Raw genomic sequence first — 26,131 nt, forward strand, 5'->3', positions numbered from 1 at the left:
ATGCAAACTCTGAACACCACGCTGCTGATCATCGGCGGCGGCCCTGGCGGTTATGTAACGGCCATTCGTGCCGGACAACTGGGCATTTCGACCATTCTGGTCGAGGGCGAATCGCTGGGCGGCACCTGCCTGAACATTGGCTGCATTCCGTCGAAAGCGCTGATTCATGTGGCCGAGCAGTTTCACCAGACTCAACATCACAACCAGCATTCGGCACTGGGCATCAGCGTTTCCGCGCCAACCCTCGACATCACCAAGAGCGTCGAGTGGAAGGACGGCATCGTCGATCGCCTGACCACCGGCGTCGCCGCGTTGCTGAAGAAGCACAAGGTTCAGGTCATCAACGGCTGGGCCAAGGTTGTCGACGGCAAGACCGTGGACGTCGGCGACACCCGCATCCAGTGCGAACATCTGGTGCTGGCCACCGGCTCGAAAAGCGTCAACCTGCCGATCCTGCCGATTGGCGGGCCGATCATTTCGTCGACCGAAGCACTGGCGCCGAAGTCGGTACCGAAACGCCTGATCGTGGTCGGCGGTGGTTACATCGGTCTGGAATTGGGCATTGCCTACCGCAAGCTCGGCGCCGAGGTCAGTGTGGTCGAGGCGCAGGATCGGATCCTGCCAGCCTACGACGCCGAACTGACCCAACCGGTGCACGACGCGCTTAAGCAACTGGGCGTGAAGCTGTATCTCAAGCACAGCGTGCTGGGCTTCGACGGTACGTTGCAGGTCCGCGACCCGAACGGCGACACCCTGAACCTGGAAACCGATCAGGTGCTGGTGGCCGTCGGTCGCAAACCCAATACCCAGGGCTGGAACCTCGAAGCGTTGAACCTGGACATGAACGGCTCGGCGATCAAGATCGACAGCCGCTGCCAGACCAGCATGCGCAACGTCTACGCCATTGGCGACCTGAGCGGCGAGCCGATGCTGGCCCACCGCGCCATGGCTCAGGGCGAGATGGTCGCCGAGCTGATCAGCGGCAAGACCCGCGAATTCAACCCGACCGCCATCGCTGCCGTGTGCTTCACCGACCCGGAACTGGTGGTCGTCGGCAAGACGCCGGATGAAGCCAAGGCTGCGGGACTGGACTGCATCGTGTCGAACTTCCCGTTCGCGGCCAATGGTCGGGCGATGACCCTGGAATCGAAAACCGGTTTCGTGCGGGTGGTCGCCCGTCGGGACAATCATGTGATTGTCGGCTGGCAGGCGGTCGGGGTCGGGGTGTCGGAGCTGTCGACCGCGTTCGCGCAAAGCCTGGAAATGGGCGCGCGACTGGAGGACATCGGCGGCACCATCCACGCGCACCCGACGCTGGGTGAAGCGGTGCAGGAAGCGGCGTTGCGTGCCCTCGGGCATGCGTTGCACCTGTAAAAACCCGACGCGGGGGAGTTTTTTCATAAGCAGGCTAATAAATCTGCTGCTCCCCCCATCGCCCGGGCTGCGAAACCGCTCAAGAATGAAGTATTGTTGTGCCCATCCAAAAAAACGTCAGAAGCCTTGAACCGTTTCGACGGTTGTTAAGTGATAGAGGGTGTCATGGGTAACGAAAGCATCAATTGGGACAAGCTGGGTTTTGATTACATCAAGACCGATAAACGCTATCTGTCGTACTTTCGCAACGGCGAGTGGGACAAAGGCACCCTGACCGAAGACAACGTGCTGCACATCAGCGAAGGCTCCACTGCCCTTCACTATGGCCAGCAATGCTTCGAAGGCCTGAAGGCCTATCGTTGCAAGGACGGCTCGATCAACCTGTTCCGTCCGGACCAGAACGCCGCCCGCATGCAGCGCAGCTGCGCCCGCCTGCTGATGCCGCATGTGTCCACCGAGCAATTCATCGAAGCGTGCAAGGACGTGGTTCGCGCCAACGAGCGTTTCATCCCGCCTTACGGCACCGGCGGCGCGCTGTACCTGCGTCCGTTCGTGATCGGCGTGGGTGACAACATCGGCGTGCGCACCGCACCGGAGTTCATCTTCTCGGTGTTCGCGATCCCGGTGGGCGCCTACTTCAAGGGCGGCCTGACCCCGCACAACTTCCAGATCTCCTCCTTCGACCGCGCCGCGCCACAAGGCACCGGTGCCGCCAAGGTCGGTGGCAACTACGCCGCCAGCCTGATGCCGGGCTCCCAGGCCAAGAAAGCGCACTTCGCTGACGCCATCTACCTGGATCCGCTGACCCACAAGAAGATCGAGGAAGTCGGTTCGGCCAACTTCTTCGGGATCACCCACGACAACAAGTTCGTGACCCCGAACTCGCCATCGGTACTGCCGGGCATCACCCGTCTGTCGCTGATCGAACTGGCCAAGTCCCGTCTGGGCCTGGAAGTGGTCGAAGGCGACGTGTTCATCGACAAGCTGTCGGACTTCAAGGAAGCCGGTGCTTGCGGTACCGCTGCGGTGATCACCCCGATCGGCGGCATCAGCTACAACGACCACCTGCACGTGTTCCACAGCGAAACCGAAGTCGGCCCTGTGACCCAGAAGCTCTACAAAGAGCTGACCGGCGTGCAGACCGGCGACGTCGAAGCGCCAGCCGGCTGGATCGTCAAGGTTTGATCTGACGGCCAGATGTACAAAAGCCCCCATCGAGTGATCGATGGGGGCTTTTGCTTTTACAGGTCACACCTTCGATAGCTTCTGCTGGAAAATCATAGATTAGACCTGTTGCGACCATAACTTGCTTCTTCCCACCCTCAATGGCAAGCATGATTATCGAATTTAATCGGCTAACAACCACGTTGAGTTACTTCTGCCACCATATATTCCTACGATCCCCGATCGCTGCAAAATCGGCAGCACATAATTGATACAGCGTACTCCTCTGTTTTCCATTCGCGACGAGGCACATAACGCACCCGAGTCATCGGGCTCATTACTCGCCCCCACAAGGCACGGATTTTCAACGCCATGTGCATTATGAAAAAGATATGCAAGCGTAGCGACAAACGCAGTTTGATTGATCAAAATATTCTGCGGAAGTATTCGAATGAAATCGGGTGTAACCTGTGAAATTTCGAACTCGACCCCCCTTATCTGATCAGGCGTCACGTACGTCTGACCGATTGCCAATCGCTCCCAAGAACCCGACACTCGCGCTTCACATTGAATACACATCGCCACACCCACTACTTATAGATTACACAAAGATCTTCATTTACCTTGCCCAAGCTTGTTATAGCGGCAACATAGATAGCGACCAACTTATAACACAGCTCAATAGAAGTAGACCAATTACTGGTCCTATGAGATTCACCTATACGAAGTGTTACCTCACCACTTCCAAGTGATAACTCGTAGTCTCTATGTCCCTTATGAATCCCGAGATTATGCACCGTATTTCTGAGGGCCCCATAAAACTCTACCACCTCTTTATGAAAATCAAGGTCATCGAGATCAGAAGGCATCTTCGAAAAAATATAATCAACCTTCCCCTTGCCCGACATAAATGGGCTGCTTTTTTCCATTATATTTTTTAGTATCTGCTGGCGTTCAGGTTCAGTTTTTGCGTTATATTCTCCTATCTGCTCCTTCACAAACGCTTCTTTTTTTTCTCTCCGTTTGGCGTCCGTTTCCTTAATTGACTCGTAAAGCCTACCCATCCAGAACTCGAACACTGAATAAGAACTGACTGTAAAATCCAGAAAACTACTGCCTATCATGTATTCAACACGATTACCGTACATATCCTTGATGTCATCCATCGCCATTCGAAACAGTCTTTCGTCCTCTTCTTTAAAATGTTCTGTTTTCAATTCCGCAAACAGCTCCTGAAGGGGGCCGCGCTCCGGCAGGCAATTTGTAACTTCATCATTCATAAAAAAATACAAAAGCACATCAACTGCACCTGACATATCACTAAAGAATGTGTGCCCCAACTTTGGTTCGACTTTCGCCCCCAAATCCAGATCCAGCATATCACCCGCAAAAAGACAGTGCCCCTTCAGCATTATCAATTGATAAATGCGAGCCTTATTGTTTTTGTCAAATTCAATTTCTTTTTTATACATGTCATTTCCCTTAGCTACTAAAACAGTCCATTCAGAAGACTAAAAACTTGCTTTCACACCATTACTTCAGTTCAACTGGCCAGCATTTAACATCTGGCTATCAAAGTATCTCACACCAAAACACGCCTTGATCTCTATAAGACCATTGTCTGTCAAACTCAGCGCTCGACTCTCCCTTTCCCCACCGACAAGGTTGCGAACCATGGACCCGATCATCGCTGCGACTCACGCCGATCCCTACCCTTACTACGCCAAACTGCGCGCGGCGGGCGGTTTGACCTTTCATCACGGACTGAAACTGTGGATCGCCAGCAGCGCCCGAGCGGTGTGCGCGGTGCTGGCGCATGCGGATTGCCGGGTGCGCCCGGTGCAGGAACCGGTGCCCAAAGCCATCGCCGATGGCATGGCGGGCAAGGTGTTCAGCCAGTTGATGCGCATGAATGACGGCGAAGCTCAGCGCTGCCCACGTTCGGCCATTGAGCCGCCGCTGGGGCTGATCAATGACGAAGATGTCAGGGCGCTGGTCGCCGCACGGTTGGTGACTAACGATGCCGACGGCTTATATAAGGCAATGTTTCGCGGCCCTGTGTGCGTGGTTGCGGCTTTGCTCGGATTCACTCCGGCGCAAGCGCGGGCAATCAGTGAGCTGACTGCGGATTTTGCAGCGTGCCTTTCACCGCTGAGCAATGACCTGCAACTGGCGGCAGCGCATCGAGCGGCTGAGCAATTGTACGGTTACTTCATTGAATTACTGGCGGAGCCAAACCCGTTTCTCGCCGACATCCAACAGCGCTTTTCAGGCGAAGAAGACGTGCTGATCGCCAACCTGATCGGCCTTTGCTCGCAGACCTTTGAAGCTACCGCAGGGCTGATCGGCAACGCGTTGGTGGCGTTGCAGCGTCAGCCGGAATTACGCAACGTGTCAGTCGAGTCGCTGTTGGCCGAAGTCCAGCGCTTCGACCCTTCGGTGCAGAACACTCGACGCTTTGTCGCGAACACCTGCGAAATCGACGGCGTACGCTTTGAAGCGGGCGACGTGATTCTGGTGTTGCTCGCCTCGGCCAATCGCGACCCGGCACTGAATGAATACCCGGATCAATTCCTGCCGGATCGCCCGAACCGCCGCAGTTTCACGTTCGGCAGTGGTCGTCATCAATGCCCGGGGCAAAGGTTGGCGATGACCGTTGCCAGCGCCACCATCGGTGAAATCCTCACCCATGACATCGACCTGAAGCGGTTCGCCTGGCACTACCGCCCTTCGCTGAACGGACGAATTCCACTGTTCAGCGAAATACAGCCTTAGGCGCTGCGCAATTCGATGGTCAGGTGCGACAGCTCATGCACCGGTGCCAGCCGCTCGCGAATCGCCTCGGCAGTCACGCCAGCCGCCGCGACTACGCTGACAATCGCGGCCCGCGCCTGCGGGCCGACCTGCCAGACGTGCAGGTCGCTGATGCGTACGTCGTCGGAGGTTTCCAGCAACTCGCGGATCTCCTCGGCCACCGGCTCATCGGTGGTGTCGAGCAGCACGGCGGCGCTGTCACGCATCAGGTTCCAGGCCCATTTGGCGATGACGATCGAACCGACGATGCCCATCACCGGGTCCATCCACACCCAGCCCAGATAGCGACCGGCAAGCAGCGCGGCAATCGCCAGCACCGAGGTCAACGCATCGGCCAGTACGTGCACGTAGGCTGAGCGCAGGTTGTTGTCGTGATGGTGGTGATGGCCATGATCGTGGCTATGGCCGTGGTCATGATGACCGTGATGACCAGCCAGCAAAAAGGCGCTGAGCAGGTTGACGCCCAGGCCGACCACGGCGATCAAGGTGGCCTCGCCGAACGCTACGTTGGTGGGCTCGAACAGGCGGAAAACCGATTCCCCGGCAATCCCCAGCGACACCAGCCCCAGCACCATGGCCGAGGCAAAACCCGCCAGATCGCCGACCTTGCCGGTGCCGAAACTGTAGCGCCGGTTGTTGGCGTTGCGCCGGGCAAAACCATAGGCCGCCGCCGCGATGCCCAAGGCGCCAGCATGGGTCGCCATGTGGAAACCATCGGCCAGCAGTGCCATGGAACCGGTGAGGTAACCGGCAGCAATTTCGCCGATCATCATCACGAACGTCAGCGCCACCACCCACAAGGTGCGGCGGGCGTTGTCGTCATGGGACGCGCCAAGAAACTGGTGATCGTGGGAAAAGTCGTCAGACCGAGTCGTCAGATTCATGGGGTCGGTGCTCACTTGGAATAACGGCGGATGGCTTGCAGCAACTCTTCCACGCCCTGGGCGCGGGCTTCATCGCTGAGGTCGGGATGGGCGACATGCTCGCGGGCATGGGCCTCGATGAACTGCTCCATCAAGCCATTGACTGCGCCACGAATCGCCGCCATCAGGTGCAACGTCTTGGCGCAATCGGCCTCGGACTCCAGCGCCTTTTCGACGGCCTGAACCTGCCCGGCAATGCGCCGGACCCGGTTGAGCAACTCGCCTTTGTGTTCGTGTGTGTGCGACATACCTATACCCCCTACCCCTATATGGCGAGCATGGTCGCTGTTCCGATCGATAGGGGCAAGGCCTGTTTTCGACCGTCCGTCGCGGGTTGAGATTTTGATGCGAAAGAATGAGGCGGCGCGTCAGATGGCGCCGCCTCTGGAAGGTTTTTCAGAGGCAGGGCCGTTGGGTACCCTCGTCTGTCAGGCCCATTGCAGTGGCGAGGACGACGAGAAGCAGAGGTCTACATCCAGTTGCGCTGCGGCCGACAGGTTGACCAGCGCATCGAGAGAGAACTTGTCGATTTTGCCGTTGAGTACGTCGTTGAGGCGCGGCTGAGTGATGCCAAGTCGCTTGGCCGCCTCCTTCTGCGGAAGCTCCCAGGCACGAATCGTTTCGCACAGTGTACGCATCAGCTTGGCCCGCAGACGCATGTTGGCCGCTTCCTGCGGCGTGTCTTCCAGTGCATCCCAGACGCTTGAGAAACGCTGGGGTGGTTTTTGATGATCCTTCATGGTTTAGCCTGATTCCTGGTATCTGGATGTGCTTCGCAGGCTATATCGAAACCGATATAAATCAAGTCTGAAGTGGCTTATTAAATATTCGGTATCACAAAGAAGATGTTCACGAGCAGGCTCATTTCCTGGGTCGGCACCGACCCATGCGGGAGCCATTAAGCCTGACAAATGACGCATCATTTTGCCCCCATCCGGGAGGCTACATCGCCTTGCGCCTTTGCCTACAACTACGCCAGAATCCGCCGGCTTGTGCGGTTTGGGGCCTGCCCGTAACTTGATTCGCATCACTGAATGGTCAGTGAACGGGTTTAGTCGCTCGGCGTTTTATCCAAGCTCGCAAGCTGTTTTTCAGTCAGGCATTTCCACGCCTGTACTCAATGGCGGCTGTGCGTAGGGCGCTCTAGGGCGCGCCAGTAGTGCTTGGATACTGGTCGACTAACCTGCGTACAGCTGCCACCTATTGTTTAGTCGCAAGAACGTGTCAGCCTCTTTTGGAGGTTTCCAAGCAAATGATCAAGCCAACGCCTAATCCTCCGGAAACAGACGTATCGTCCGAATCCGACCCGACCTCTCCCTACTCCACAACCGATTCAAAAAAACTCCACGAAGCCGCCGAACGCGCCCTCGACCACTACCTGAAACCTTCCGCCCCGAAACGACACTGCCCCGGCCGCATGTTCCTCGTCGCCCCCGACATGGATCAGCATTCCCTGCTGGCCCACGCCTGCGAATCGATGGCCTCGGCCAGCGTGATGCTCAGCGACTTCGCCGCGCTGCTGGACCCGCCCTACCGCAGTACCGTGCTAGGCATCGCCCAAGTGGTGATGTTCGGCGAACTGGCGGTCAACCGGGCGCTGGACACCATCGACCCCGCGATCTGAGGAAACACCATGGCCAGCAAATCCGATGCACAAGTCGTCGCCGCCCTGATCTCCATCGGCCTCAACGAGAAAGACAGCCAATGGGCCGAGAAGGCTTGCCTGCTCCTGCTCGAAAGCGAAAGAAAATCCATCGTCACCGCCGCTCTCGAAGCCCTCGTCCAGCTCGCCCGCGATCACGGCAAACTGGACCGCAACCGAGTAATGCCGGCACTTCACAGCGTCAAACGCAGATTTCCGAGCCTGACCAGCACGGTTGCCGCAACGCTGGATGAGATGGCGATGGCTGCGTAACGCCTCGGGTAAAGGCAAGAAAAAACCCGCTGGCTCCGTAAAAAGAGGCAGCGGGTTGTATAGGCGGACGCAATCAGCGCCGAAAGTCAGACAAGATAAACGGCGTATGACCTCTCAGGTAACGGTCGACCTCTTCCAACGAGTGCAATCCGTCGCTCGAAGAAACGATGGAGCCTTGAACATCCTGGCGAGTCAGGGTCACGGTATAAACCCCCTCTTCCTCCAGCAGAACGCCGGTGAATCTGACCTGTTGCCCGCCTTCTTCTGCAAAGGAAGTCACTGTCAGGCTTCGAGACGCCAGCGTCGTCGTCACACGATCCTTGAGCACTTTGCTCTTTGCTATCTGTTCCCTGGCCACAACCCAAGTGCCAACCGCCACAGCAGCGTTGAGCACAGCCATATACCCGTAAGACCAGCGCCCGTGCGACGAGTGCTTCTCGCCCAACCACTCGGCAAACTGGAAAATCATGTGCCACACGTCCATGCGCCAATTCCTGACTGTGATCATCAAACGCCGGAATCAATCCTCCCGCGTCAAAACCTCGAGCAACTCAATCTCGAACACCAGATTCGAATTCGGCGGAATCTTGCCCATCGTCCGCTCGCCATACCCCAGATGCGCCGGCACCAGCAGCTTGCGTTTACCGCCGACCTGCATGCCCATGATCCCTTGGTCCCAGCCCTTGATCACCCGGCCCGTGCCGATCACGCACTGGAACGGCTTGCCCCGGCTCCAGGAGGAGTCGAACTCGGTGCCGTCTTCCAGCCAACCGGTGTATTGGGTGGTGATCAATGCGCCTTTGACGGCGGCTTTTCCGTCGCCGGGCTGAAGATCGATTATCTGCAGTTCATCATTCATAACATTCACTCTATTGTTCCGCTGGCCGCCGTTTTCCCAGAAATGCCGGCCATTGGCAACCGTTTGACCCAAGGTTGCCGCTGTTTCCGGCGTTGGCCGTGAATTAAGATAGCGACACGCCATCACTCCCGGATCGATACGCCATGACAGCACCGCTTGAATGACTCAACTCTGGATCAGCTTCGCCCTTGTCGTTGTGTTGATGGTCGTGATCGCCGTGCTGATTCGTCGCGAGCGTGCCCTGCGTCGGCAGCTTGCCGAGTATCGCGAACTGCTCACCCGCGCCGCCGAAGGCCAGAACATTCACCAGGATGGCGATGCCGAACGCTTCAAGCGCAGTCAGTATTTCGCCCGGATCGGCACCTGGGATTGGGAAGTCGACACTGATCGGCTCTATTGGTCCGACGCAATCTTCGGCATGTTCGGCTTCAAGATCGGCGAAGTGACGCCCTCCTACGCCTTGTTTTGTTCCTGCGTGCACCCGGACGACCGCGCCAAGGTACGCGCCGGGGAATTGCGTTGCCTGGAAACCGGTGAGAACCACGACGAGGAATACCGCGTGGTCTGGCCCGATGGCACGATTCGCTGGCTAAGGGAAACCGGCAATGTGGTGAAGAACGATCATGACGCGATGATCAAGATGATGGGCGTGGTGCGCGATATCACCGAAGAGAAGGCCTCGGCCAGTTACCTTCAGCACCTGGCACATTTCGACCCGCTGACCGGTTTGCCCAATCGACTGGTGCTGGAAGAACGCCTGTCGGAAGCGCTGGAGCATGCCCGCGCTACCGAGACCCGGGTGGCGCTGGTGTTCATCGATCTCAACGGTTTCAAAAGCATCAACGACCGCTACGGCCATGCCGCCGGCGACCGCGTTTTGATCACCACCGCTACGCGTTTGAAACGCATCCTGCGGGTCAGCGACACCGTCGCCCGCATCGGCGGCGACGAGTTCGTGGTCATTCTCCAGGGCCTCGCCCCCGGCCTGAATCTGCAGGACGAAGCGCGGAGCATCTGCCAGAAAATCTTCATCGAACTGTCCCCACCGATCACCATCGGCAACGACCAGCGCCACATCGGCACCAGCCTCGGCGTCGCCGTGTTCCCCGACCATGCGCCGACCATGGACCGGCTGCTGCACATTGCGGATCTGGCGATGTACGAGGCCAAGCGCAGCGGGAATAATCAGTATCGGTTGGGTGGCGGGCAGGCGGTGACTCACAGTCGGGTCGATTGAATCTCAGCGCTCAGGGGTACCGAACACGACACCGTTGAAGGTATGCGTGCAGCATTGGCAGTTGGGCGTCATGTCTTCAGCCTTCAGGTCGGGATTGACGATTTGAAGGCGCTTGTTCTCATCGACGTATAACCCACTGTAGATGCTGGACTCACCCATCCCCACGACATCGCTTCGCTCATGTTCATGCAGAGCGACCATCCAGAACACCGGTTCCTGCCGATCCAGCCGCGACACCGCCTCACTGAAAATCTCGTCCCAATCACCACCGACACGCGACAGCAGAAAGCGAAACAACGGCGTGTAATCGTAGCCATGATGCTTGATGCCATGCATCGAGCCGCGTGTAGCCTCACTGTGAATTTCAGCCTTGGTGTTTCGCTGATGCCGATAATGCCCGCCCGGGTTGTTGCGCCAGACGTTGTGGGCCGTGGTGTTTACTTTGCGGTAAAGGGGTTTCTTTTCCAACGAATTGCTCCTGACATCCAGTCACTCGAAACGCCCCTCGCGTTTTACCCGAACGGCGCTCGAATGCAATCAACCGTCCATGGCCAATTGTTGCTGGTGGCCTAACGCTCCACCGGCTTGATATCCACAATCGTCCCGTTGGTAATCATCACCATCACGTACTTGTCATTCATCTGCACCCACTGCGCCTGAGGATCGGGTTGCTTGAGGCCTTTCTGTTTCCAGTTCTTGATGGCTTTTTCGCTGCGCTGATAGACATCCGGAGCACGGTCGTTGACCTTCAGTTCGCGGCCGTCGATGGGCGAACGTTCGACGGTGTCGGTCGAGGTTGGCGCCGCTTGAACGAGCGGGCTGATCCCGGCGATGCCGGCGACGAGGGCCAGGCTGGCGATCAGGGTCTTGTTGTTCATCGGTGAACCTCCTTCAGATGTGTGATACCTGAACTCCGACTGCGGGGTTCCGGAATCATTCCTTGTTTCTTGATGATGACGGATCGGAAAGTGTAGTCGCCCCCAGACACATTGATCCGGTACACGCATCAATCCATGCCAACTATGCAATTAACAGATTGATCCCCCTGCGCCACTATCCGCCCCAATAAAAACCGTGCGCCGCCTCCCCGTCGCGCACGTCATAAAAGCGGTGGAGTATTTTTCGATGACAGCCTCAATCCCACACGGCGGCTCGCGGGCCGGCGCTATTTTCCGGGTCACCTCGGGCAACTTCCTCGAACAGTTCGACTTCTTTCTGTTCGGCTTCTACGCCACGCAGATCGCGGCGGTGTTCTTTCCGGCGAGCAGCGAGTTCGCTTCCCTGATGATGACGTTCGCGGTGTTCGGCGCAGGCTTTTTGATGCGTCCGTTGGGGGCGATCGTGCTCGGTGCGTACATCGATGACGTCGGGCGTCGCAAAGGTTTGATCGTCACCCTGTCGATCATGGCCAGCGGCACGATATTGATTGTGCTGGTACCCGGATACGAAACCATTGGCCTGTTTGCCCCGGCGCTGGTGCTGGTCGGGCGCTTGCTGCAGGGTTTCTCGGCCGGTGCTGAACTGGGCGGCGTTTCGGTGTATCTCTCGGAGATTGCCACACCGGGCCGCAAAGGTTTCTTCACGGCCTGGCAGTCGGCCAGCCAACAGGTTGCGATCATCGTTGCAGCTGCGCTGGGCTTTGCCTTGAACCAGTGGATGGCGCCGGACGTGATTGCCGATTGGGGCTGGCGGATTCCGTTTTTCGTCGGCTGCATGATCGTGCCGTTCATCTTCCTGCTGCGTCGCAACCTGGCGGAAACCGAAGAGTTCGCCGCCCGCAAACATCGCCCGAGCATGAAAGAAGTGTTCCGCACCCTCGGCCAGAACTGGGTCGTGGTGCTTGGCGGGATGTTGATGGTTGCCCTGACCACCACCGCGTTCTACCTGATCACCGTGTACGCGCCGACCTTCGGTAAAACCGTGCTGCACCTGAGCACGTCGGATGCGTTGCTGGTGACGTTGCTGGTGGGCGTTTCGAACTTCTTCTGGCTGCCGATTGGCGGCGCGCTGTCCGACCGGATTGGCCGTCGTCCGCTGTTGATTGCCATGTCGTTGCTTGCCCTGGCCACCACGTATCCGGCGCTGTCGTATCTGGTGCAGGCGCCGAGCTTCAGCCACATGCTGATGTCGCTGCTGTGGCTGTCGTTCATCTACGGCATGTACAACGGCGCGATGATTCCGGCGCTGACCGAAATCATGCCGGTGGAAGTGCGGGTGGCCGGTTTCTCGCTGGCCTACAGCCTCGCTACCGCCGTGTTCGGTGGGTTCACGCCGGCGATGTCGACCTTCCTGATCCAGTACACCGGCGACAAGGCTGCGCCGGGTTACTGGATGAGCGTCGGCGCGCTGTGTGCGTTGTGCGCGACGCTGTATCTGTATCGCCGCGCAGGTGGTCGTCTGCAACCTGCGGTCGCTTGAGGAGCCAGCCAACATGAAAAAGCTCTTCAATCTGACCGCTCTCGCCCTCCTCGCCTTCAGCGCATTCGCCCAAGCCGAGGAGTTGCGGGTGATGACTTCCGGCGGCTTCACCGCGGCTTATAAAGTCCTCGGCCCGAAGTTCGCCGCGAACACCGGCAACACCCTCGACACCATTCTCGGCCCGTCCATGGGCAAGGCACCGGAAGCGATCCCCAATCGCCTCGCCCGGGGTGAGCAGGCCGACGTGGTGATCATGGTCGGCTACGCCCTCGACGACTTGATCAAACAAGGCAAGGTCGACCCGACCTCGCGGGTGGAACTGGCGGATTCGCGGATCGGCCTGGTGGTGCGCGAAAGCGCGCCGAAACCGGACATCAGCAACGTCGACGCCCTGAAGAAAACCCTGCTCGATTCGCAATCGGTGGCCTACTCGGACAGCGCCAGCGGCGTGTACATCGAGCAGCAATTGTTCAAGAAGCTCGGCATCGAAGATCAGCTGAAACCGAAGGCGAAGATGATCCCGAAAATTCCGGTGGGCTCGGTGGTCGCCACCGGCGACTATCAATTGGGCTTCCAGCAGGTCAGCGAATTGCTGCCGGTGCCGGGGGTGAGTTTTGTCGGGAAGATTCCGGAGTCGGTGCAGTCGGTAACACGTTTTGCAGCGGGGATTCCGGTCGGTGCGCAGCATCCGCAGGAAGCCAAGGCGTTGCTCGCCTATCTGGCCGCGCCGGCCGCCCAGGCCGACGTACAGGCCACGGGGCTGGACTCGGTCAAGCGCTGACCTTAGGCGGCTGGACTTTCATTTCCACCACCAGCCGCTCCAGTTCCAATGCCGCCGGGGTCAGCGTACGGCCCCGGCGCTTGATGATGCCCACGCTGCGCATCACTTGCGGATCGGTCAGCGGCACCCGCGTCAGGATCGGATGATCCGCCGCCGGCATCGCCATCAACGGCACCGCCGCCACCCCCAACCCCGCTTCCACCAGACCGATCATCGTTGTCACGTGCAGGGTTTCGCAGATGCTCGGCCGCTGCGGCACCACCTTCGCCAGTGCCTGATCGAGCAGGAAACGATTGCCCGACGTCTTGTCCAGCGAGATGTAGTCCTGCTGGTAAAACTCATCCCAACTGACGCTGCTGCGCCCCGCCAACGGGTGATCACGACGACAAGCCACCACGTAGCTCTCCTGCACCAGCGGCTCGAAATCCACGCCCGCCTCCTGGGTACCCATGAAACTCAGCCCGAAATCCGCCTCGCCATTGACCACCGCCGTCAGCACGTCATGGGCGCTGGAATCGAGGACTTTGACTTTGATTCGCGGGAACTGCTGGTGATAGCGGGCGACCACCCGTGGCATGAAGTAATACGCCGCCGACGGCACGCAGGCGACGGTGACATGGCCCTGACGGTTCGAGGCAACTTCACTGATGCCGAGCAACGCCACATCCAGATCATCCAGCAAACGCTCGACACTCGGCATGAAACCGCGTCCGGCCTGGGTCAGGCTGACTTTGCGTGTGGTGCGCTCGAACAGCTTCACGCCGAGGGCGTCTTCAAGCTTTTCGATGCGTCGGCTCAGGGCCGGTTGCGAGATGCGCACGGTGTCCGCGGCCTTGCGGAAACTGCCCTGCTCGACCACGGCGCGAAAGGCTTGCAGGTCGTTGAGGTCGAAGTTGATGGCCATGGGAGACTCGGGAGGAATTGATTCGCTGAGGCTATAAATGTAACCAATTGATGCAAATTATTACAGAACCTCGATTCGATCCCCCCATAGGGCGGCCAGCCCCGGCCTATTGGATGGGTGCCGGAAATTGCCGCTGGATCGTCGCCAGGGTTCGACGTCGAATCCAGCCGCTGGCCAGGCGGATCGCCAGCCAATACGGTGTGAACAACCATCGGGTTCGAGTGTTGGGGCAAAACACGAACGTTTCGGTGCGTAACGTACGTGCGCCCTCTGCCTGCTCGATGACTTGAAAACGCAACACCAGCCTGGCGACGCGGGAATCGTCCAGCGACATGAACGCCGGAGCATCCGCCACAAGGCAAGCGTCCAGATCCGGGCGCCAAAAACGCCCCGCCAGTCCCAGGGACACTTCGTGGTCAGTGCGCCGCAGCAAGGTGAAGGTGTCAAAACCGAACGGCGCGGGCGCGGGCTGCGGTCGGTTGCCGATGGCTCTGATCAGCTTTGCCGGCAGTTCGCGCAGGCGAAGCAAGGCATCGGCCACCCGATCCGCGCGCATGTCCAAGGCACACACGGCGGCGATGATGGCATCGGGCTGAGCATCAATTGCGCCCGATTGGTGAAACTCGTAAAAATTGAATCGCGGAAGAAACGGCGAGGGTGAAATCCCGTGGGCATCGGTTCCGTCGCCATAGATCCCGAGCGTTTTCCAGAATGTCCCGAACATGCAGTGGCTTCCCTTTTCATCCGATGGAGAAATCCGGAGTCCTTTCGGGAGTGCCCGCAGACATCCCCGAAAGCTCCGACAGCATTGGCTCGTCAGGCTTCCAGACGTTCGCCGGTGCCGGCCGCCTGCGTGGCCTTTTCAGGCACGTAGCACGGCGGCACAGCGAGCGTGCGCCGAAGGTCGAGCTTCAATGCGCCCCAGGACAGACCGGCACCAAATCCGCACAGCACGACGTTCTGGGCCTGCGCTGTGCCAACTGCGCTGTGGCGAGACAGGACAATCGGAATCGATGTAGAGCTGGTGTTGCCGACATCGTCGATGTCGATCGGCATCTTCTCCGGCGCGACGCCGATCATCCGCCGCAGGTAGTTGAGCATGAACCCGTTTGCCTGGTGCAGCACCAGCAAGTCTAGCGACGCCGGCGTCAACCCCGTCGCTTCAAGCAGCGACTTGACGGTCTGCGGTACCCGGTTCAGTGCAAAGTTCATCACCGCCGTACCGTCCATTTGCAGACGCTGGATCGAGGCACGAGTCTGGCTGTCACCCTCAGGCGTGTAGGCGATGTCGGATTCCAGGGCCTCACGACCACTACCGTCGGCTCCGCACAGGAACTCGAACGTCCCCTCGCCCGCCTCCAGCAGAGTGGCCGACGCTGCATCGCCAAACAGCATCTTCACATGCCGGTCGCGCCCGTCCAGCAGCTTGGTGGTCACATCCCCGGTGCACAGCAACACCTTTTTGCACGCGCCGGCGGCGATCAGCGCGCCGGCCTGAACCAGCGCAGTGACGTACCCCGAGCAACCGGCGGACACGTTCAGTACCAGACAGTGCTGGGGCAGTCCGAGCGCCTGCTGAACCAGGAAACCGACGCCCGGCACCCACGAGTCCGGAGTCTGGGTCACGACGATCAGTCCGTCGATCTCCTGCGCTGCGCACACGCCCTGATCCAGCAGGTGACGGCACGCGGCGATCACCAGGTCGGACGTGTCCAGCGATCCGGCTTCCCTGATCGATTCGATGCCGGTGCTTTTGGCGATGCGGGCCACTTCCTTGGCGCCGAACAGTTCGGCGAAGTCGTCCAGCCCCACACGCCGCTCGGGCAACGCGGACGTGACCGCACGTACGGTCACTCCGCAAAGGGTGCGCAGGGTCATGCGGTTTCCTTCATTTTCAGGGTTACCAGATCGAAGATGTCCTGCACCGTCACGATACGGTCCATCTCTTCGCCAGACACCGTCACGCCGGTCGATTCGAACACCAGGGCGACAATGCCGATCCTGGCCATCGAGTCCCAGTTGTCACTGTTCTCCAATCGGACATCGCCCTTCAGTTCATCCAGCGGCAGGGTCAGGATTTCCGCGATGCTTGCGCGCATTGCTTCGAGTACGGCCATGTTGTCATTTCCTTATAACGTGGTAATCAGGTCTTACGACCCGCTGAGGACGCCGGGATGGCGCATTTTCTTGAAGCGGCTGGTGAACAGTGGCGTGTCGCTGACGGAAATCAGCCGGGGCAACTGCTCCGGTGACAGCACGTCGCGAATCGCCGCATACAGCCGTGGCTTGAACGCTTCCAGCGTTTCCGGTTCCAGCAAGGTGAACCGCGCGGCCACGATCTGACCGAGCAACGGGTTGGGCTGACCGTAGACCACGACGTCAGAAACGTTGTCGATGCCCATCAACACGCTCTCCACGTGAGACGGGAACACCTTCTTGCCGCCGACGTTGATCACATCGACCGCCCGCCCGCTGACCCTGAAGTACCCGTCGCGCTCTTCCGCCAGGTCCTGGGTAATCAGATAACCATCATCGGACAGCTCGCCCGGGCCGCTCAGGTAACCGAGCATATTGGTCGCTCCGCGCACCTGCAGAATGCCGTCGACCACCCGCAGGCTGTAGGCCGGATCCTCGACGGTCATCCAGGCGCTGTCGCCGTCCAGACCCCGACAGGGCAACACACCGATTTCCGACATGCCGTACAACTGGTTCAGCCGCACCTGCGGCAATGTGCAAGCGATGCGTTGAATGGCTTCGGGCGAACTCGGCTCGGAGCCGAAATAGATACGTTGCAGGCTGCCGGTGTCCCAGGTCTGGAACACGCCGGTGATCGTCGCCAGGTTCAAAAGCGTCGGCGACACGTGCAGCGTTTGCACCTTGAACGTTTCGATACAGCGGCCGACTTCCTGAGGCGAACGTTCGTTGGGCAGGACCAGCGTCCCGTGTGTGGCCAGCGCCTGCAGGACGGTGACCAGCCCGCCGATGTGGTCGAACAGCAGGAACGCCAGAATCGCGCCACATTGCTCGGCCTTCAGATAACGCTCGAAGAACGGTGCGATGTCGTGCACGACGCCCTTGGCCGGCCCGGTCGAGCCGGACGAGAACACAATGAAACCGGCCTGTCGGCGCGACAGGAGACCGTCGACAGTCGGCGGCACCGCAGCACCATCGTTCGCCAGCACCGAGTAACCCTGCGGCCCGTTCCCCGTCACGGTAAACCGTGCGCCGGCAGCGTTCGCCAGATTCACCAACTGCTCGCCGTTTTTGGGCACCGACAACGCCACGACATTGTTGCGCCGCCACAGTGCGAACAGCAGGCAGACGCTGTTGAAGCTGTAGTTGTCGACCAGCAGCACACAGCAATCGCTGACCGATTGCGCCGCCAGCGACTCGGCATAGGCGTCGATCTGTCGGCATAGCTCGGCGTAAGTGAAGCGACCTTCGTCGCTGATGATCGCCGGCCTGTCCGCGCCGGCCTTCAGATGTTCCAGAAATGTTTCGACTTGCATGTCCACCTCTCGATAAAGGCGCCGCCCTGCGACGGCGACCGTTGAGTCAATTGGCCAGAGCCTCTGCACCGGCCGCCGTCAGGGCTGACTCCAACCGGTTCATGACATACGCGCACAGCGTGCCGAGTGTCGCGAACGGCGTGGCGGTCGCAGGCAGGTGAGAGGTATCGGCCAGGTGCACTTCGGCACCGAATCGATGGCGGATCTTTTCTTCGGTGTCGACGAGGATCGAGACCAGGGTCATGGAGTCGATGGTGCCTTCGACGCCATATAGCGGGCTGTCTTCACCACGGGACAGGTCGATGGGTTCGCTCAGTAACAGATCCTGTTGCCGCACAGCGGTTTCGACCAGGGTTTTGACTTCGTTCAGCATTCCAACATTCCTTTATTGGGGGTGCGTCCACGGGTTCGCTAGGTTTGGGGTAGCGGCTCGTTCGCCTTCGGTTGACGGGTCAGCACGGTCCTCATGTCGACGAACACGCCGCTTTTCAAGCCGTAGTCGGCGGGTGCGCCGATCACATCGCGGATGTCCTCGGCACGCTGGGCGGCGGAGATCATGTAACCAGGGGCAAGGGCCCGCTGTTGAAGGGAACGCAGATCCGGAAAATCGGCGGTCCTCTGGCTGAAGCTCACTTGCCGCGACAGCCCGGTGTCGACATTGCACAGGCCCAGCACGGCAAAGAAGATGTCCGGGTTTTCTTCGGCGTAGACACCGCCCAGTGCCGCCAGCGCCGCTTTCGACAGGCTGTAGGTCAGCGTGCCCGCGCGAAAGCGCACACCGGCCATCGAAGCCGACAGCACGCAGGTGGTCGGTCGATGCGCCGAGGCGAGGATCAGATCGAGAATGGCCTTGTTCGCCAGCACATTGACGTTGAGCACATGCTGTACCTCCGCCACCGAAAACTCCTCGCCCCGGGCCGGCACGTTGCCGCTGATCCCCGCGTTGAGAAAGAGCACATCGACACCCCGGCTCAGGATCTCGGCGAACGGCCCTTTGAACAACTCACCCATGTCGCCGGTTTTCGAAAGATCGAATGACCGGAACCGGAAGTTCGGGTGCGACATGAAGCGGTAGGGTTCCCGCCTGGAAGTGCCGAACACGGTATAGCCGTGTTTCAGATGCAACTCGGTCAGCGCCTCGCCGATGCCGCTGCTCACGCCGGTGATGAACACCCGTTTGCCAGTTGGATGAGGCAGGTCGCGCTCTGTGGTGCTCATCAGAATTTACCGGCCGAAAAGCCGCCGTCCACTGGCATCACGGTGCCGGTGACGAACGATGAAGCATCGCTGAGCAGCCACAGGATCGCCGCAGAAATTTCGCCCGGATCGGCGAAACGTTTCATTACCGTGACCTGAAGTTTGTGTTTCGTGGACTCCGGGTTGGCCTTCAAGCGTTCCTCCGAGTTCATGCCGCCCATCGTCGGGCCGGGGCACACCGCGTTGACGCGAACCGGATGGCGCTCCGGCAATGCCGCTTCCGCAGACTCGATGGCGCAGACCTGGGTCAGCATGTTCAGGGCGGCCTTGCTGGTGGAATAGGCACTCTGTCTGGCAACGCCCAGCAGGCCGGCACAGGACGACACGTTGACGATCGAGCCACCCGGATGCTTCGAGATCAGATTCGTCTGGTGTTTGAGCAACAACAGCGGGCCCAGCAGGTTGATCTCCAGCACGCGTTTCCAGTCGGCGAAATCCATGTCACGGATCGGTGCGTGTTTCGAGGTGACGCCGGCGTTGTTCACCGCCAGGTCGAGTCGCCCGTGGCGGTCGTTGATGATCCTGAACAGCTCGGCCACCGATGCCTCGTCCGTAACATCGCTCTTGATGAACATGCAGCGTTCGCCGAGCCGGCTTTGCGCGGTCAGGCCGTCATCCTCGTTGCGACCGGTGATGTAGCAGATGCAACCGGCTTCGACGAGCTTCTGGCTGACGTTGAAACCGATGCCGCGCGTCCCCCCGACAACCAGGGCGATTTTTCCGGTGAAATTCATTTCAGACTTTCCTCATAGTGCAATTGCAGTTTTTCCGGCCGGCGGTAGTCAGGATTGACGCAGCAGTACACCCGCTCGGCCATGGGATCCTTCTTGTCACGGAAACAGAACGCATCGCCCCGGCAACGGTTGACCCGTCCGGCCTGACCGGCGAGCTCCTTGGCGATGAAATGGTTGTCGGCCAGCATGGCGCGGCCGAATCCGACGAAATCGGCATCGCCGCTCTCGATGATTTCGTTGGCTTGCGACACATCGCTGACCGAACCGGTGAAACCCACCGGAATCCGCACAAAACCTTTGAGGTAGCGGCAGCCCGCACGCGACAGGGCCAGCGCCTGCGCCTTGTTCCTGAAAAAGAACGGAAAGGTTTCGCTGACACCTGTGGAACAGGTGATGGCCGCCACTCCGGCGGCCTCGAGCGCGACCACGACATCCCCCAGCAGACTCGCGCGCTGGCCTTCCTCACCCAGCCCGTCGTCGATGCCCAAACGCACGGTGACCGGCACCTGATCGCCGGTGGCCGCACGGATGCCTTCGACGATGGCTAGCAGCAATCGGGCCCGTTTGAGCGGGCTGCCGCCCCATTCATCCTCGCGGCGGTTGGTCCGCGGCGACAGGAAACTGCTGACCAGATAGCCGTTCGATGCCTGGACCTGGATCAGGGCGGCACCGGCCGCTTGTGCAAGCCGGGCGGCAGACGAGAATTGATCGACGCAGCGCAGGATCTGCGTGTGCGACATCGCCACCGCCCGCGCCTGGGGATAGGCCTTGAGGATCGCAGCGGACGCGATACCGCTCGGGCTGAGGATGATGCCCTGCTCCGACGGCATCGACTGCGGGCCGTAGTGCTGCAGCTGCACGCCCAGTGGAAAGCTTCTCTGCCGGGCGACTTCGAACAGCGGACGCAAGGCGTCGGCGTGAGCCGGCGACGTCAGTTTCAGGCCACGGCTGTTGTAGCGTGCGTCGGCATCCACACTGGCGTTGCCGAGAAAGCCGAAACCGGCCCCGCCGTCCATCAGCGATCGGTAGACCGCAAAGAACGCCGGCAAGGGCAAGCCGTGTTCGTCACACAGATCCATGCCCAGGGACGAAAAGTACATCCGGTTTTTCGCAACCACCTGCGCGCCCAGTTGCAGCACGCCGGTGGCCGGCATCGGCACGTCGATGTCATTGCTCATGCGCGCAACGCCCCGAGGGCCGCCTCGTCCAGATTGACGAATCCACGCTTGATCATGTCGCTCAGAGTCTGCAGGTCTTCGAACCCCAGTGCCGGGAATTCCCACGACGCGTGCCGGCCGTGGCCGACACTGAGGATGGCGGAGGAGAAATCCAGCTTGCCTTCATAACGGATGTGCAGCCTGGCCGAGTCGATGAAGTCGGTCTCCGGCATCGTCGTCACGCAGCCGCTCTTGCCCAGGCCCAGCAACTCCACATCGGCCTTGCGGCCCTGGCCATCGCTGACGCTGCACGCCAGTTTCGAAGGGTCGATGGGCGCGAACCAGTCGCTGGACTGAATGAAGATGTTCCGCGTTTTCTCGAACAGGCGGATGTCGATCACCGTAGCCTTGGTGTCGATGGTGGCGAACAGGGTCTGCCGCTGATAGAACGCCACTCGGAAGAAGATTTTCTTCGGCGATGTGCTGTCGGTCGGGGTCATGTTGTCGACCACCAGTTCGATGGGGTACATCAACTCCGCATAGGCGAAGAAGCTCGCGTTCAGTTCATTGACGCTGACGGTCACGTCACCCCGCGCATAACCGGTGTGGTGATACAGATGGTGATACACCGCCTGGCGCGCCGCTTCGATGAACATGGTGCCGGGCACATGTTCGTGGGACTTGCGGTAGAAAAAGTAGTTGTCGGCGTTGTTGATGAAGCGGAACGAACTGGCACGGCGGATGGCCGGAACCGACTCGCACAAACTCGCCACTGCCTGCTCCGGGCTGACGTTGGCAGCCGCGCCCTCCAGCAGGGCCGGAGTGACGATCTGGTACGGCAGCGCCCTCACCCGGCTCCATTCGTCGTCCGCCGCCGTGCCGCCCATGCGGCTCCTTTTCTGCACGTCGAGTGTCAGCTCAAAGGTTCGTTGCGAGCCGCTGCCGGCCGAAAACCGGCGCGCCAACAGGTCATTGTCGGCAGCCTGCAGAAGCGCTTCGTCGATGTGTAGCGGCAGCGCGACTCTCGGGGCGCAGATCAGTACGTCATCGGTCGAGCCTTTGTGCAAAAGCTCCGGTGAAATGCTCTCGTTGTTCATGTCGGGTCCACTCATTCTGGTTGTTGTTGTCTTGAAGGCAGGTGAAATCCCGCCGGCTACGAGGCCTGCTTGACGTCCCGCGCTTCGCCTTTGGGGGGCTGCGGGGCGAGGGTCGATTGCGGCAGCCAGGTCTCGACGACCGGGGCCACCGACAGGCTGTGGGTGCCCGCCACGATTTGCACGATCAGCTCTTTTTCCCGCTGCCGTGCGGCGGCGATCGACCGCTCCTTGACGTGGCCATAGCCGCGAATCGAGTCCGGCAGATTCGCCCACTCCACAAACAACGGCAGGTTCTCCGCGCTCAGGTTTGGCAGCAGGCGTTGCAGTGTCTGCTCGTAGTCGAGCAACAGGCGCCGCTCCTCACGGCGCTCGGCGGACCAGCCCAGCGGATCGAAGCGGGTGTGGCGCAACACGCGGCCCTTGGCCAACACCTTCAGCAGCGGCAACACCCAACCGGAGACGGCGATCTTCTTCGGCTCGCCGTTGCCGTCCTTGCGGTTGCGCATCAGGGGCAACGCGAAGTGGAACTTGAGCCTGACACCACTCTCGAAGCGGGCTTTGATTGGCGCCATGAAGCGACTGTCTGTGAGCAGCCGCGCGACTTCGTACTCGTCCTTGTAGGCCATCAACTTGAACAGGTTGCGTGCCACGGCCTCGGTGAGCGGGCTGTCATCGCCGATCGCAGGCGTCGAACGAAGCCGTTCGATCACCTGACGGTAGCGTGCTGCATAGGCCGCGTCCTGATAGTGGGTCAGGAACACACTGCGGGTCTCGACCAGTCGCTCGATGCTTTCGCGCCGAGCGGCAAGGTCGATGATCGACACCGGCGACACGTCGTTACTGGCCGGGTCGAGATATGGCATGACGAACGCCGGTTCCTGAGCCCACAGCCGCCCCCAGGCGAACGCCAGGTGGTTGGCGGCGGCGCTGCCGGCCTGATCGATGGCTTCTTTCAGCGCTTGCAGCGACACCGGCACCGTCCCCCGCTGCCAGGCATAACCCAGCAACAGCATGTTGGCCTGCATCGGATCGACGAGGTTGTTGGCCAGTTGTGCCGCATCCAGCGCGTGGTAGTGCTCGGCACCCACCCGTTGCTTGAGGAAGGCTTGAATCGCGGCGGTTTCGATGCGCAATTCGGTATTGCGCAGCATCGCTCCCGTCTGGGTCTGGGCGGTGTTGGCGATGACCACCGTTTTACCTGCCCGCAGTGTCGTCAATGCATCGTCTTCGCTGGCGACCACCAGATCGGCCGCAAGCAACAGGTCGGCACCACCCAGGTCGATGCGGTGCTGGTGCAGCACGTCAGCCGCGTTAGCCAGACGCACATGGCTGAGCACCGACCCGCCCTTCTGGGCGAACCCGGTGAAATCGAGCACGCTGACCGCCCGGCCGTCCAGATGCGCAGCCAGGGCAACCGTGCGTGCCACCGTCACGATTCCGGTGCCGCCGATGCCTGCCAGCAGCATTTCATACGGGGTTTCGAGTGAGCACGAAGACGGCAGTGCCAGTGCCTCGGCGCGGGCCAGAACCTGGCGGCTGTCGGCTTGCCGACGGTATTGCGCGCGCGGTTTGCCGGTCACCGTGACAAAGCTCGGGCAGAAGCCCTTGATGCAGGACAGATCAGTGTTGCATCCGTGAGGATCAATCCGGCGCTTGGTGCCGAACGGAGTCGCGACCGGTGTCACGGACAGGCAATTGGACTTGACCTGACAGTCGCCACAGCCTTCGCACACGGCTTCGTTGATCAATACTTCGGTTTTCATGACAGGCGTCGGCAACTGTTTCTTGCGCCGACGCCCCTCGATGGCGCAGACCTGATCGAACACCAGCACACTGACACCCCGTGTCTCGCGCAACTGTCGCTGAACCTCTTCCAGCCGCTCACGGTGGAACAGCTCGACACCCTGCGGAAGGCTGCCCGGCGCTTCGAAGCGTTGCGGATCGTCCGCCACCACCACGACCCGGTGGGCGCCTTCGGCTTGCATCAGTTCGACGGCTTTCTTGACCGTCAGTTTGCCGTCGATCGGCTGGCCGCCAGTCATGGCCACCGCATCGTTGTGCAGCAGCTTGTAGGTGATGGTCGCGCCGGCCGCAATGGCCTGACGGATTGCCAGATAGCCAGAATGGAAAAACGTACCGTCGCCGATGTTCTGGAAAATGTGAGGGGTTTCGACGAAGGGCGCCTGCCCCAGCCAGTCGACCCCTTCGCCCCCCATCTGCACGCTGCCGCTGGTTGCACGTTCCGGCATGCGCGCCGCCATCGCGTGGCAGCCGATACCGAGCCGCGCCTCGCTGCCTTCCGGCACTCGGGTGGAGGTGTTGTGCGGGCAACCCGAACACAGGTACGGCGTACGGCGGATCCAGTCATGAGTCCGGCTAACCGCAGGCAGATACCAGTACTCGGGCACTCTCAGTGTGATGCCCAGACCTTGCAGCCGTTGTTGAAGCATCGTCGCGAGGCGCGACGGCCTCAGTTCTTCGTGATCCGAGATCAACGGAGCGCCGCTTTCGTCACGCTTGCCCAGGATGACGGCACGCTGCCCGGACTCCGCGTTGTAGAGCGCTTGCTTGAGTTGCTCTTCGACGATGGCTTGCTTCTCTTCGACGATCAGCACCTGATCGGCCCGCTTCGCCCAGGCCTCCAGCACCGGTGACAGCGGGTAGACCAGATTGATCTTCAGCAGTGCCACACCGGCACTTTCCAGCTGTTCAAGCGAAACCCCGCCCTGCTGCAAGGCCTGGCGTACATCGCCATAGGCCTTGCCGATTGCACCGATCACCAGCCTCGGCTGCTCCGGTGCCGTCACGGCGATATCGATCGGGTTGGCCAGCGCAAATGCGCGGGCAGCGTCGAATTTGTAGGGAAGCCGCCGCTCGATCTGCATGCCCGGCAGGTCGGGCCAGCGCCAGTGCAGGCCGTCCGGCCCCGGATCGATATCGGGCGTGACGAATCCTGGCAACGGGGACGACTCGACGGAGGTGGTGGCCTCAACAGTCTCGGTGATGGCCTTGAAGCCGACCCATAGCCCGGACACCCGCGACAACGCCCAGCCCCACAGGCCGCAGCGTTCGTAATCGGCCAGTCCCGCCGGGTGAATCACCGGCAGCCCCCAGGCCATCAGGGTGCGGTCGGACTGATGGGACATCGACGACGAAACGCAGCCATGGTCGTCGCCGGTGACCACCAGGACGCCCCCGTTGGGCGATGATCCGTAGAAGTTGCCATGCTTGATCGCGTCCCCGGAGCGGTCGACGCCAGGGCCCTTGCCGTACCAAAGGCCATAGACACCGTCAAAGCGCTTTTTCGGATCGGTCTCGACGCGTTGAGTGCCGATCAGTGCCGTGGCCGCCAGATCTTCGTTGATGGCAGGCAGGAAGCGGATATCTGCGCTTTCCAGCACGTCTTTGCTTTTCATCAACTCCCGATCCACGCCACCCAGAGGCGAACCGCGATAGCCGCTGACGAACCCGGCGGTGCGCAAGCCGTTGGCCCGGTCCAGCGCCGACTGGGACAGAAGCAACCTCACGAGCGCCTGCTGACCACTCAGGAAAATGCGCCCGTTCGGCGTCGCGGATTCACGCGAATAGAGGGAGTGAGCCTCAGGCTGGCGGCCAGACTGCGACGCTGCATCTGCCCCTTTCCCGGCCGCTGCCGTGGGCGTCCCCTGTGAGTGTTTGTCGGACTGAAGCCGCAGGTGTTCCGGATCAATGGCGTCTGAGTACACAGTTTCAAATCCTTATGAAAACTTCACGTTAAATGTGCTTGTTTATCCACTACAGCGAATGCGAATTCAGTACTTACAGTGATCTTCCATCAGATCCCGAGAGTTACACCTTCGCCGTCAGGCCCCTCTTGCAAGACCTGAAACAAGCGGTTCGCAACCGCTCGAATACTCATTCATCGCAAAATCATTGACGCCACTATTCCGTCAAGCCAACAACCCCGGGGCACAACTTTCCCTGGTGCGCTCGCGCAAACCGTCGGTAA

The 26,131-nt window shown here is 60.2% G+C and carries 27 protein-coding genes; 8 read left to right on the top strand and 19 right to left on the bottom strand.

From position 1 onward, the window contains the following. A complete protein-coding gene (gene lpdA / locus AC3WRD_RS16220) occupies window positions 1-1,374 on the top strand; it encodes a dihydrolipoyl dehydrogenase (protein ID WP_102621994.1) in 1,374 nt (457 codons plus the stop codon). 165 nt (window positions 1,375-1,539) lie between these two features. Next, complete coding sequence (locus tag AC3WRD_RS16225; protein ID WP_096822558.1) at window positions 1,540-2,559, top strand: branched-chain amino acid aminotransferase; 1,020 nt, start codon at window positions 1,540-1,542, stop codon at window positions 2,557-2,559. A 569-nt stretch (window positions 2,560-3,128) separates the two neighbouring features. Here AC3WRD_RS16225 and AC3WRD_RS16230 read toward each other — a convergent pair. After that, the gene (locus tag AC3WRD_RS16230; RefSeq protein WP_102621995.1) at window positions 3,129-4,010 is read right to left on the bottom strand and encodes a hypothetical protein; all 882 of its coding nucleotides are present in this window, start codon (window positions 4,008-4,010) and stop codon (window positions 3,129-3,131) included. 202 nt (window positions 4,011-4,212) lie between these two features. Between AC3WRD_RS16230 and AC3WRD_RS16235 the strand changes: the two genes are divergently transcribed. Next, complete coding sequence (locus AC3WRD_RS16235; protein ID WP_102621996.1) at window positions 4,213-5,313, top strand: cytochrome P450; 1,101 nt, start codon at window positions 4,213-4,215, stop codon at window positions 5,311-5,313. Here AC3WRD_RS16235 and dmeF read toward each other — a convergent pair. From dmeF to AC3WRD_RS16250, 3 genes are all read right to left on the bottom strand, one after another. Further along, window positions 5,310-6,236, bottom strand: a complete 927-nt coding sequence (gene dmeF, locus AC3WRD_RS16240; protein ID WP_102621997.1) for a CDF family Co(II)/Ni(II) efflux transporter DmeF — start codon at window positions 6,234-6,236, stop codon at window positions 5,310-5,312. The genes AC3WRD_RS16235 and dmeF overlap by 4 nt on opposite strands. 11 nt (window positions 6,237-6,247) lie before the next feature. Beyond that, complete coding sequence (locus AC3WRD_RS16245; protein ID WP_102621998.1) at window positions 6,248-6,523, bottom strand: metal/formaldehyde-sensitive transcriptional repressor; 276 nt, start codon at window positions 6,521-6,523, stop codon at window positions 6,248-6,250. A gap of 180 nt (window positions 6,524-6,703) precedes the next feature. Continuing rightward, window positions 6,704-7,015 carry a helix-turn-helix domain-containing protein gene (locus AC3WRD_RS16250; RefSeq protein WP_102621999.1) on the bottom strand — a complete coding sequence of 104 codons (312 nt, stop codon included), beginning with the start codon at window positions 7,013-7,015 and terminating at the stop codon, window positions 6,704-6,706. Window positions 7,016-7,527: 512 nt separating this feature from the next. Between AC3WRD_RS16250 and AC3WRD_RS16255 the strand changes: the two genes are divergently transcribed. Both AC3WRD_RS16255 and AC3WRD_RS16260 read left to right on the top strand, forming a co-directional pair. Continuing rightward, window positions 7,528-7,899: a DUF6124 family protein gene (locus AC3WRD_RS16255; RefSeq protein WP_096822567.1), complete on the top strand. Its 372-nt coding sequence runs from the start codon at window positions 7,528-7,530 to the stop codon at window positions 7,897-7,899. Window positions 7,900-7,908: 9 nt separating this feature from the next. Next, window positions 7,909-8,190 carry a hypothetical protein gene (locus tag AC3WRD_RS16260; protein WP_102622000.1) on the top strand — a complete coding sequence of 94 codons (282 nt, stop codon included), beginning with the start codon at window positions 7,909-7,911 and terminating at the stop codon, window positions 8,188-8,190. 73 nt (window positions 8,191-8,263) lie between these two features. Here AC3WRD_RS16260 and AC3WRD_RS16265 read toward each other — a convergent pair whose 3' ends face one another. Next, on the bottom strand, window positions 8,264-8,674 hold the full coding sequence (locus AC3WRD_RS16265) for a hypothetical protein (RefSeq protein ID WP_096822569.1): 411 nt from the start codon (window positions 8,672-8,674) through the stop codon (window positions 8,264-8,266). A gap of 36 nt (window positions 8,675-8,710) precedes the next feature. Continuing rightward, complete coding sequence (locus AC3WRD_RS16270) at window positions 8,711-9,049, bottom strand: FKBP-type peptidyl-prolyl cis-trans isomerase (protein WP_007952931.1); 339 nt, start codon at window positions 9,047-9,049, stop codon at window positions 8,711-8,713. Window positions 9,050-9,209: 160 nt separating this feature from the next. Here AC3WRD_RS16270 and AC3WRD_RS16275 point away from each other — a divergent pair, with 160 nt between their 5' ends. Beyond that, complete coding sequence (locus tag AC3WRD_RS16275) at window positions 9,210-10,286, top strand: sensor domain-containing diguanylate cyclase (RefSeq protein ID WP_102622001.1); 1,077 nt, start codon at window positions 9,210-9,212, stop codon at window positions 10,284-10,286. A 3-nt stretch (window positions 10,287-10,289) separates the two neighbouring features. On the opposite strand, the gene AC3WRD_RS16280 is transcribed toward AC3WRD_RS16275, so the two are convergent. Beyond that, window positions 10,290-10,754, bottom strand: a complete 465-nt coding sequence (locus tag AC3WRD_RS16280) for a hypothetical protein (protein WP_102622002.1) — start codon at window positions 10,752-10,754, stop codon at window positions 10,290-10,292. Between the two features lie 101 nt (window positions 10,755-10,855). Continuing rightward, entirely contained in the window at window positions 10,856-11,164 is a 309-nt protein-coding gene (locus tag AC3WRD_RS16285; protein WP_102622003.1) for an RcnB family protein, read from the bottom strand. A gap of 247 nt (window positions 11,165-11,411) precedes the next feature. Here AC3WRD_RS16285 and AC3WRD_RS16290 point away from each other — a divergent pair, with 247 nt between their 5' ends. Next, a complete protein-coding gene (locus tag AC3WRD_RS16290; protein ID WP_096822573.1) occupies window positions 11,412-12,704 on the top strand; it encodes an MFS transporter in 1,293 nt (430 codons plus the stop codon). 13 nt (window positions 12,705-12,717) lie between these two features. Next, window positions 12,718-13,485 (top strand): substrate-binding domain-containing protein, encoded by a 768-nt coding sequence (locus tag AC3WRD_RS16295; protein WP_102622004.1) that lies wholly within the window; start codon window positions 12,718-12,720, stop codon window positions 13,483-13,485. Here AC3WRD_RS16295 and AC3WRD_RS16300 read toward each other — a convergent pair. The 11 genes from AC3WRD_RS16300 to AC3WRD_RS16350 all read right to left on the bottom strand — a co-directional run bounded on the left by AC3WRD_RS16300 (window position 13,475) and on the right by AC3WRD_RS16350 (window position 25,868). Beyond that, window positions 13,475-14,389, bottom strand: a complete 915-nt coding sequence (locus AC3WRD_RS16300) for a LysR family transcriptional regulator (protein WP_102622005.1) — start codon at window positions 14,387-14,389, stop codon at window positions 13,475-13,477. The two genes, AC3WRD_RS16295 and AC3WRD_RS16300, sit on opposite strands and share 11 nt — an antisense overlap. Before the next feature lie 106 nt (window positions 14,390-14,495). Next, window positions 14,496-15,113 carry a hypothetical protein gene (locus AC3WRD_RS16305; RefSeq protein ID WP_255261971.1) on the bottom strand — a complete coding sequence of 206 codons (618 nt, stop codon included), beginning with the start codon at window positions 15,111-15,113 and terminating at the stop codon, window positions 14,496-14,498. Between the two features lie 92 nt (window positions 15,114-15,205). Next, entirely contained in the window at window positions 15,206-16,267 is a 1,062-nt protein-coding gene (locus AC3WRD_RS16310) for a 3-oxoacyl-ACP synthase III family protein (protein WP_096822576.1), read from the bottom strand. Beyond that, the gene (locus AC3WRD_RS16315; RefSeq protein ID WP_096822577.1) at window positions 16,264-16,506 is read right to left on the bottom strand and encodes an acyl carrier protein; all 243 of its coding nucleotides are present in this window, start codon (window positions 16,504-16,506) and stop codon (window positions 16,264-16,266) included. Before AC3WRD_RS16315 ends, AC3WRD_RS16310 begins: the two co-directional genes overlap by 4 nt. Before the next feature lie 33 nt (window positions 16,507-16,539). Beyond that, on the bottom strand, window positions 16,540-17,898 hold the full coding sequence (locus AC3WRD_RS16320) for a class I adenylate-forming enzyme family protein (protein ID WP_102622006.1): 1,359 nt from the start codon (window positions 17,896-17,898) through the stop codon (window positions 16,540-16,542). A gap of 46 nt (window positions 17,899-17,944) precedes the next feature. Further along, on the bottom strand, window positions 17,945-18,271 hold the full coding sequence (locus AC3WRD_RS16325; protein ID WP_102622007.1) for a hypothetical protein: 327 nt from the start codon (window positions 18,269-18,271) through the stop codon (window positions 17,945-17,947). Between the two features lie 38 nt (window positions 18,272-18,309). Beyond that, the gene (locus tag AC3WRD_RS16330; RefSeq protein WP_096822580.1) at window positions 18,310-19,116 is read right to left on the bottom strand and encodes an SDR family oxidoreductase; all 807 of its coding nucleotides are present in this window, start codon (window positions 19,114-19,116) and stop codon (window positions 18,310-18,312) included. Next, window positions 19,116-19,889: an SDR family NAD(P)-dependent oxidoreductase gene (locus tag AC3WRD_RS16335; RefSeq protein WP_096822581.1), complete on the bottom strand. Its 774-nt coding sequence runs from the start codon at window positions 19,887-19,889 to the stop codon at window positions 19,116-19,118. Before AC3WRD_RS16335 ends, AC3WRD_RS16330 begins: the two co-directional genes overlap by 1 nt. Then, on the bottom strand, window positions 19,886-21,067 hold the full coding sequence (locus tag AC3WRD_RS16340) for an oxidoreductase (protein WP_102622008.1): 1,182 nt from the start codon (window positions 21,065-21,067) through the stop codon (window positions 19,886-19,888). Before AC3WRD_RS16340 ends, AC3WRD_RS16335 begins: the two co-directional genes overlap by 4 nt. Further along, the gene (locus AC3WRD_RS16345; protein WP_102622009.1) at window positions 21,064-22,143 is read right to left on the bottom strand and encodes an AfsA-related hotdog domain-containing protein; all 1,080 of its coding nucleotides are present in this window, start codon (window positions 22,141-22,143) and stop codon (window positions 21,064-21,066) included. Before AC3WRD_RS16345 ends, AC3WRD_RS16340 begins: the two co-directional genes overlap by 4 nt. 56 nt (window positions 22,144-22,199) lie before the next feature. Continuing rightward, window positions 22,200-25,868: an indolepyruvate ferredoxin oxidoreductase family protein gene (locus tag AC3WRD_RS16350; protein ID WP_102622010.1), complete on the bottom strand. Its 3,669-nt coding sequence runs from the start codon at window positions 25,866-25,868 to the stop codon at window positions 22,200-22,202. Window positions 25,869-26,131 lie beyond the last annotated feature (263 nt).

The sequence above is a fragment of the Pseudomonas sp. FW215-R2 genome (assembly GCF_058789255.1).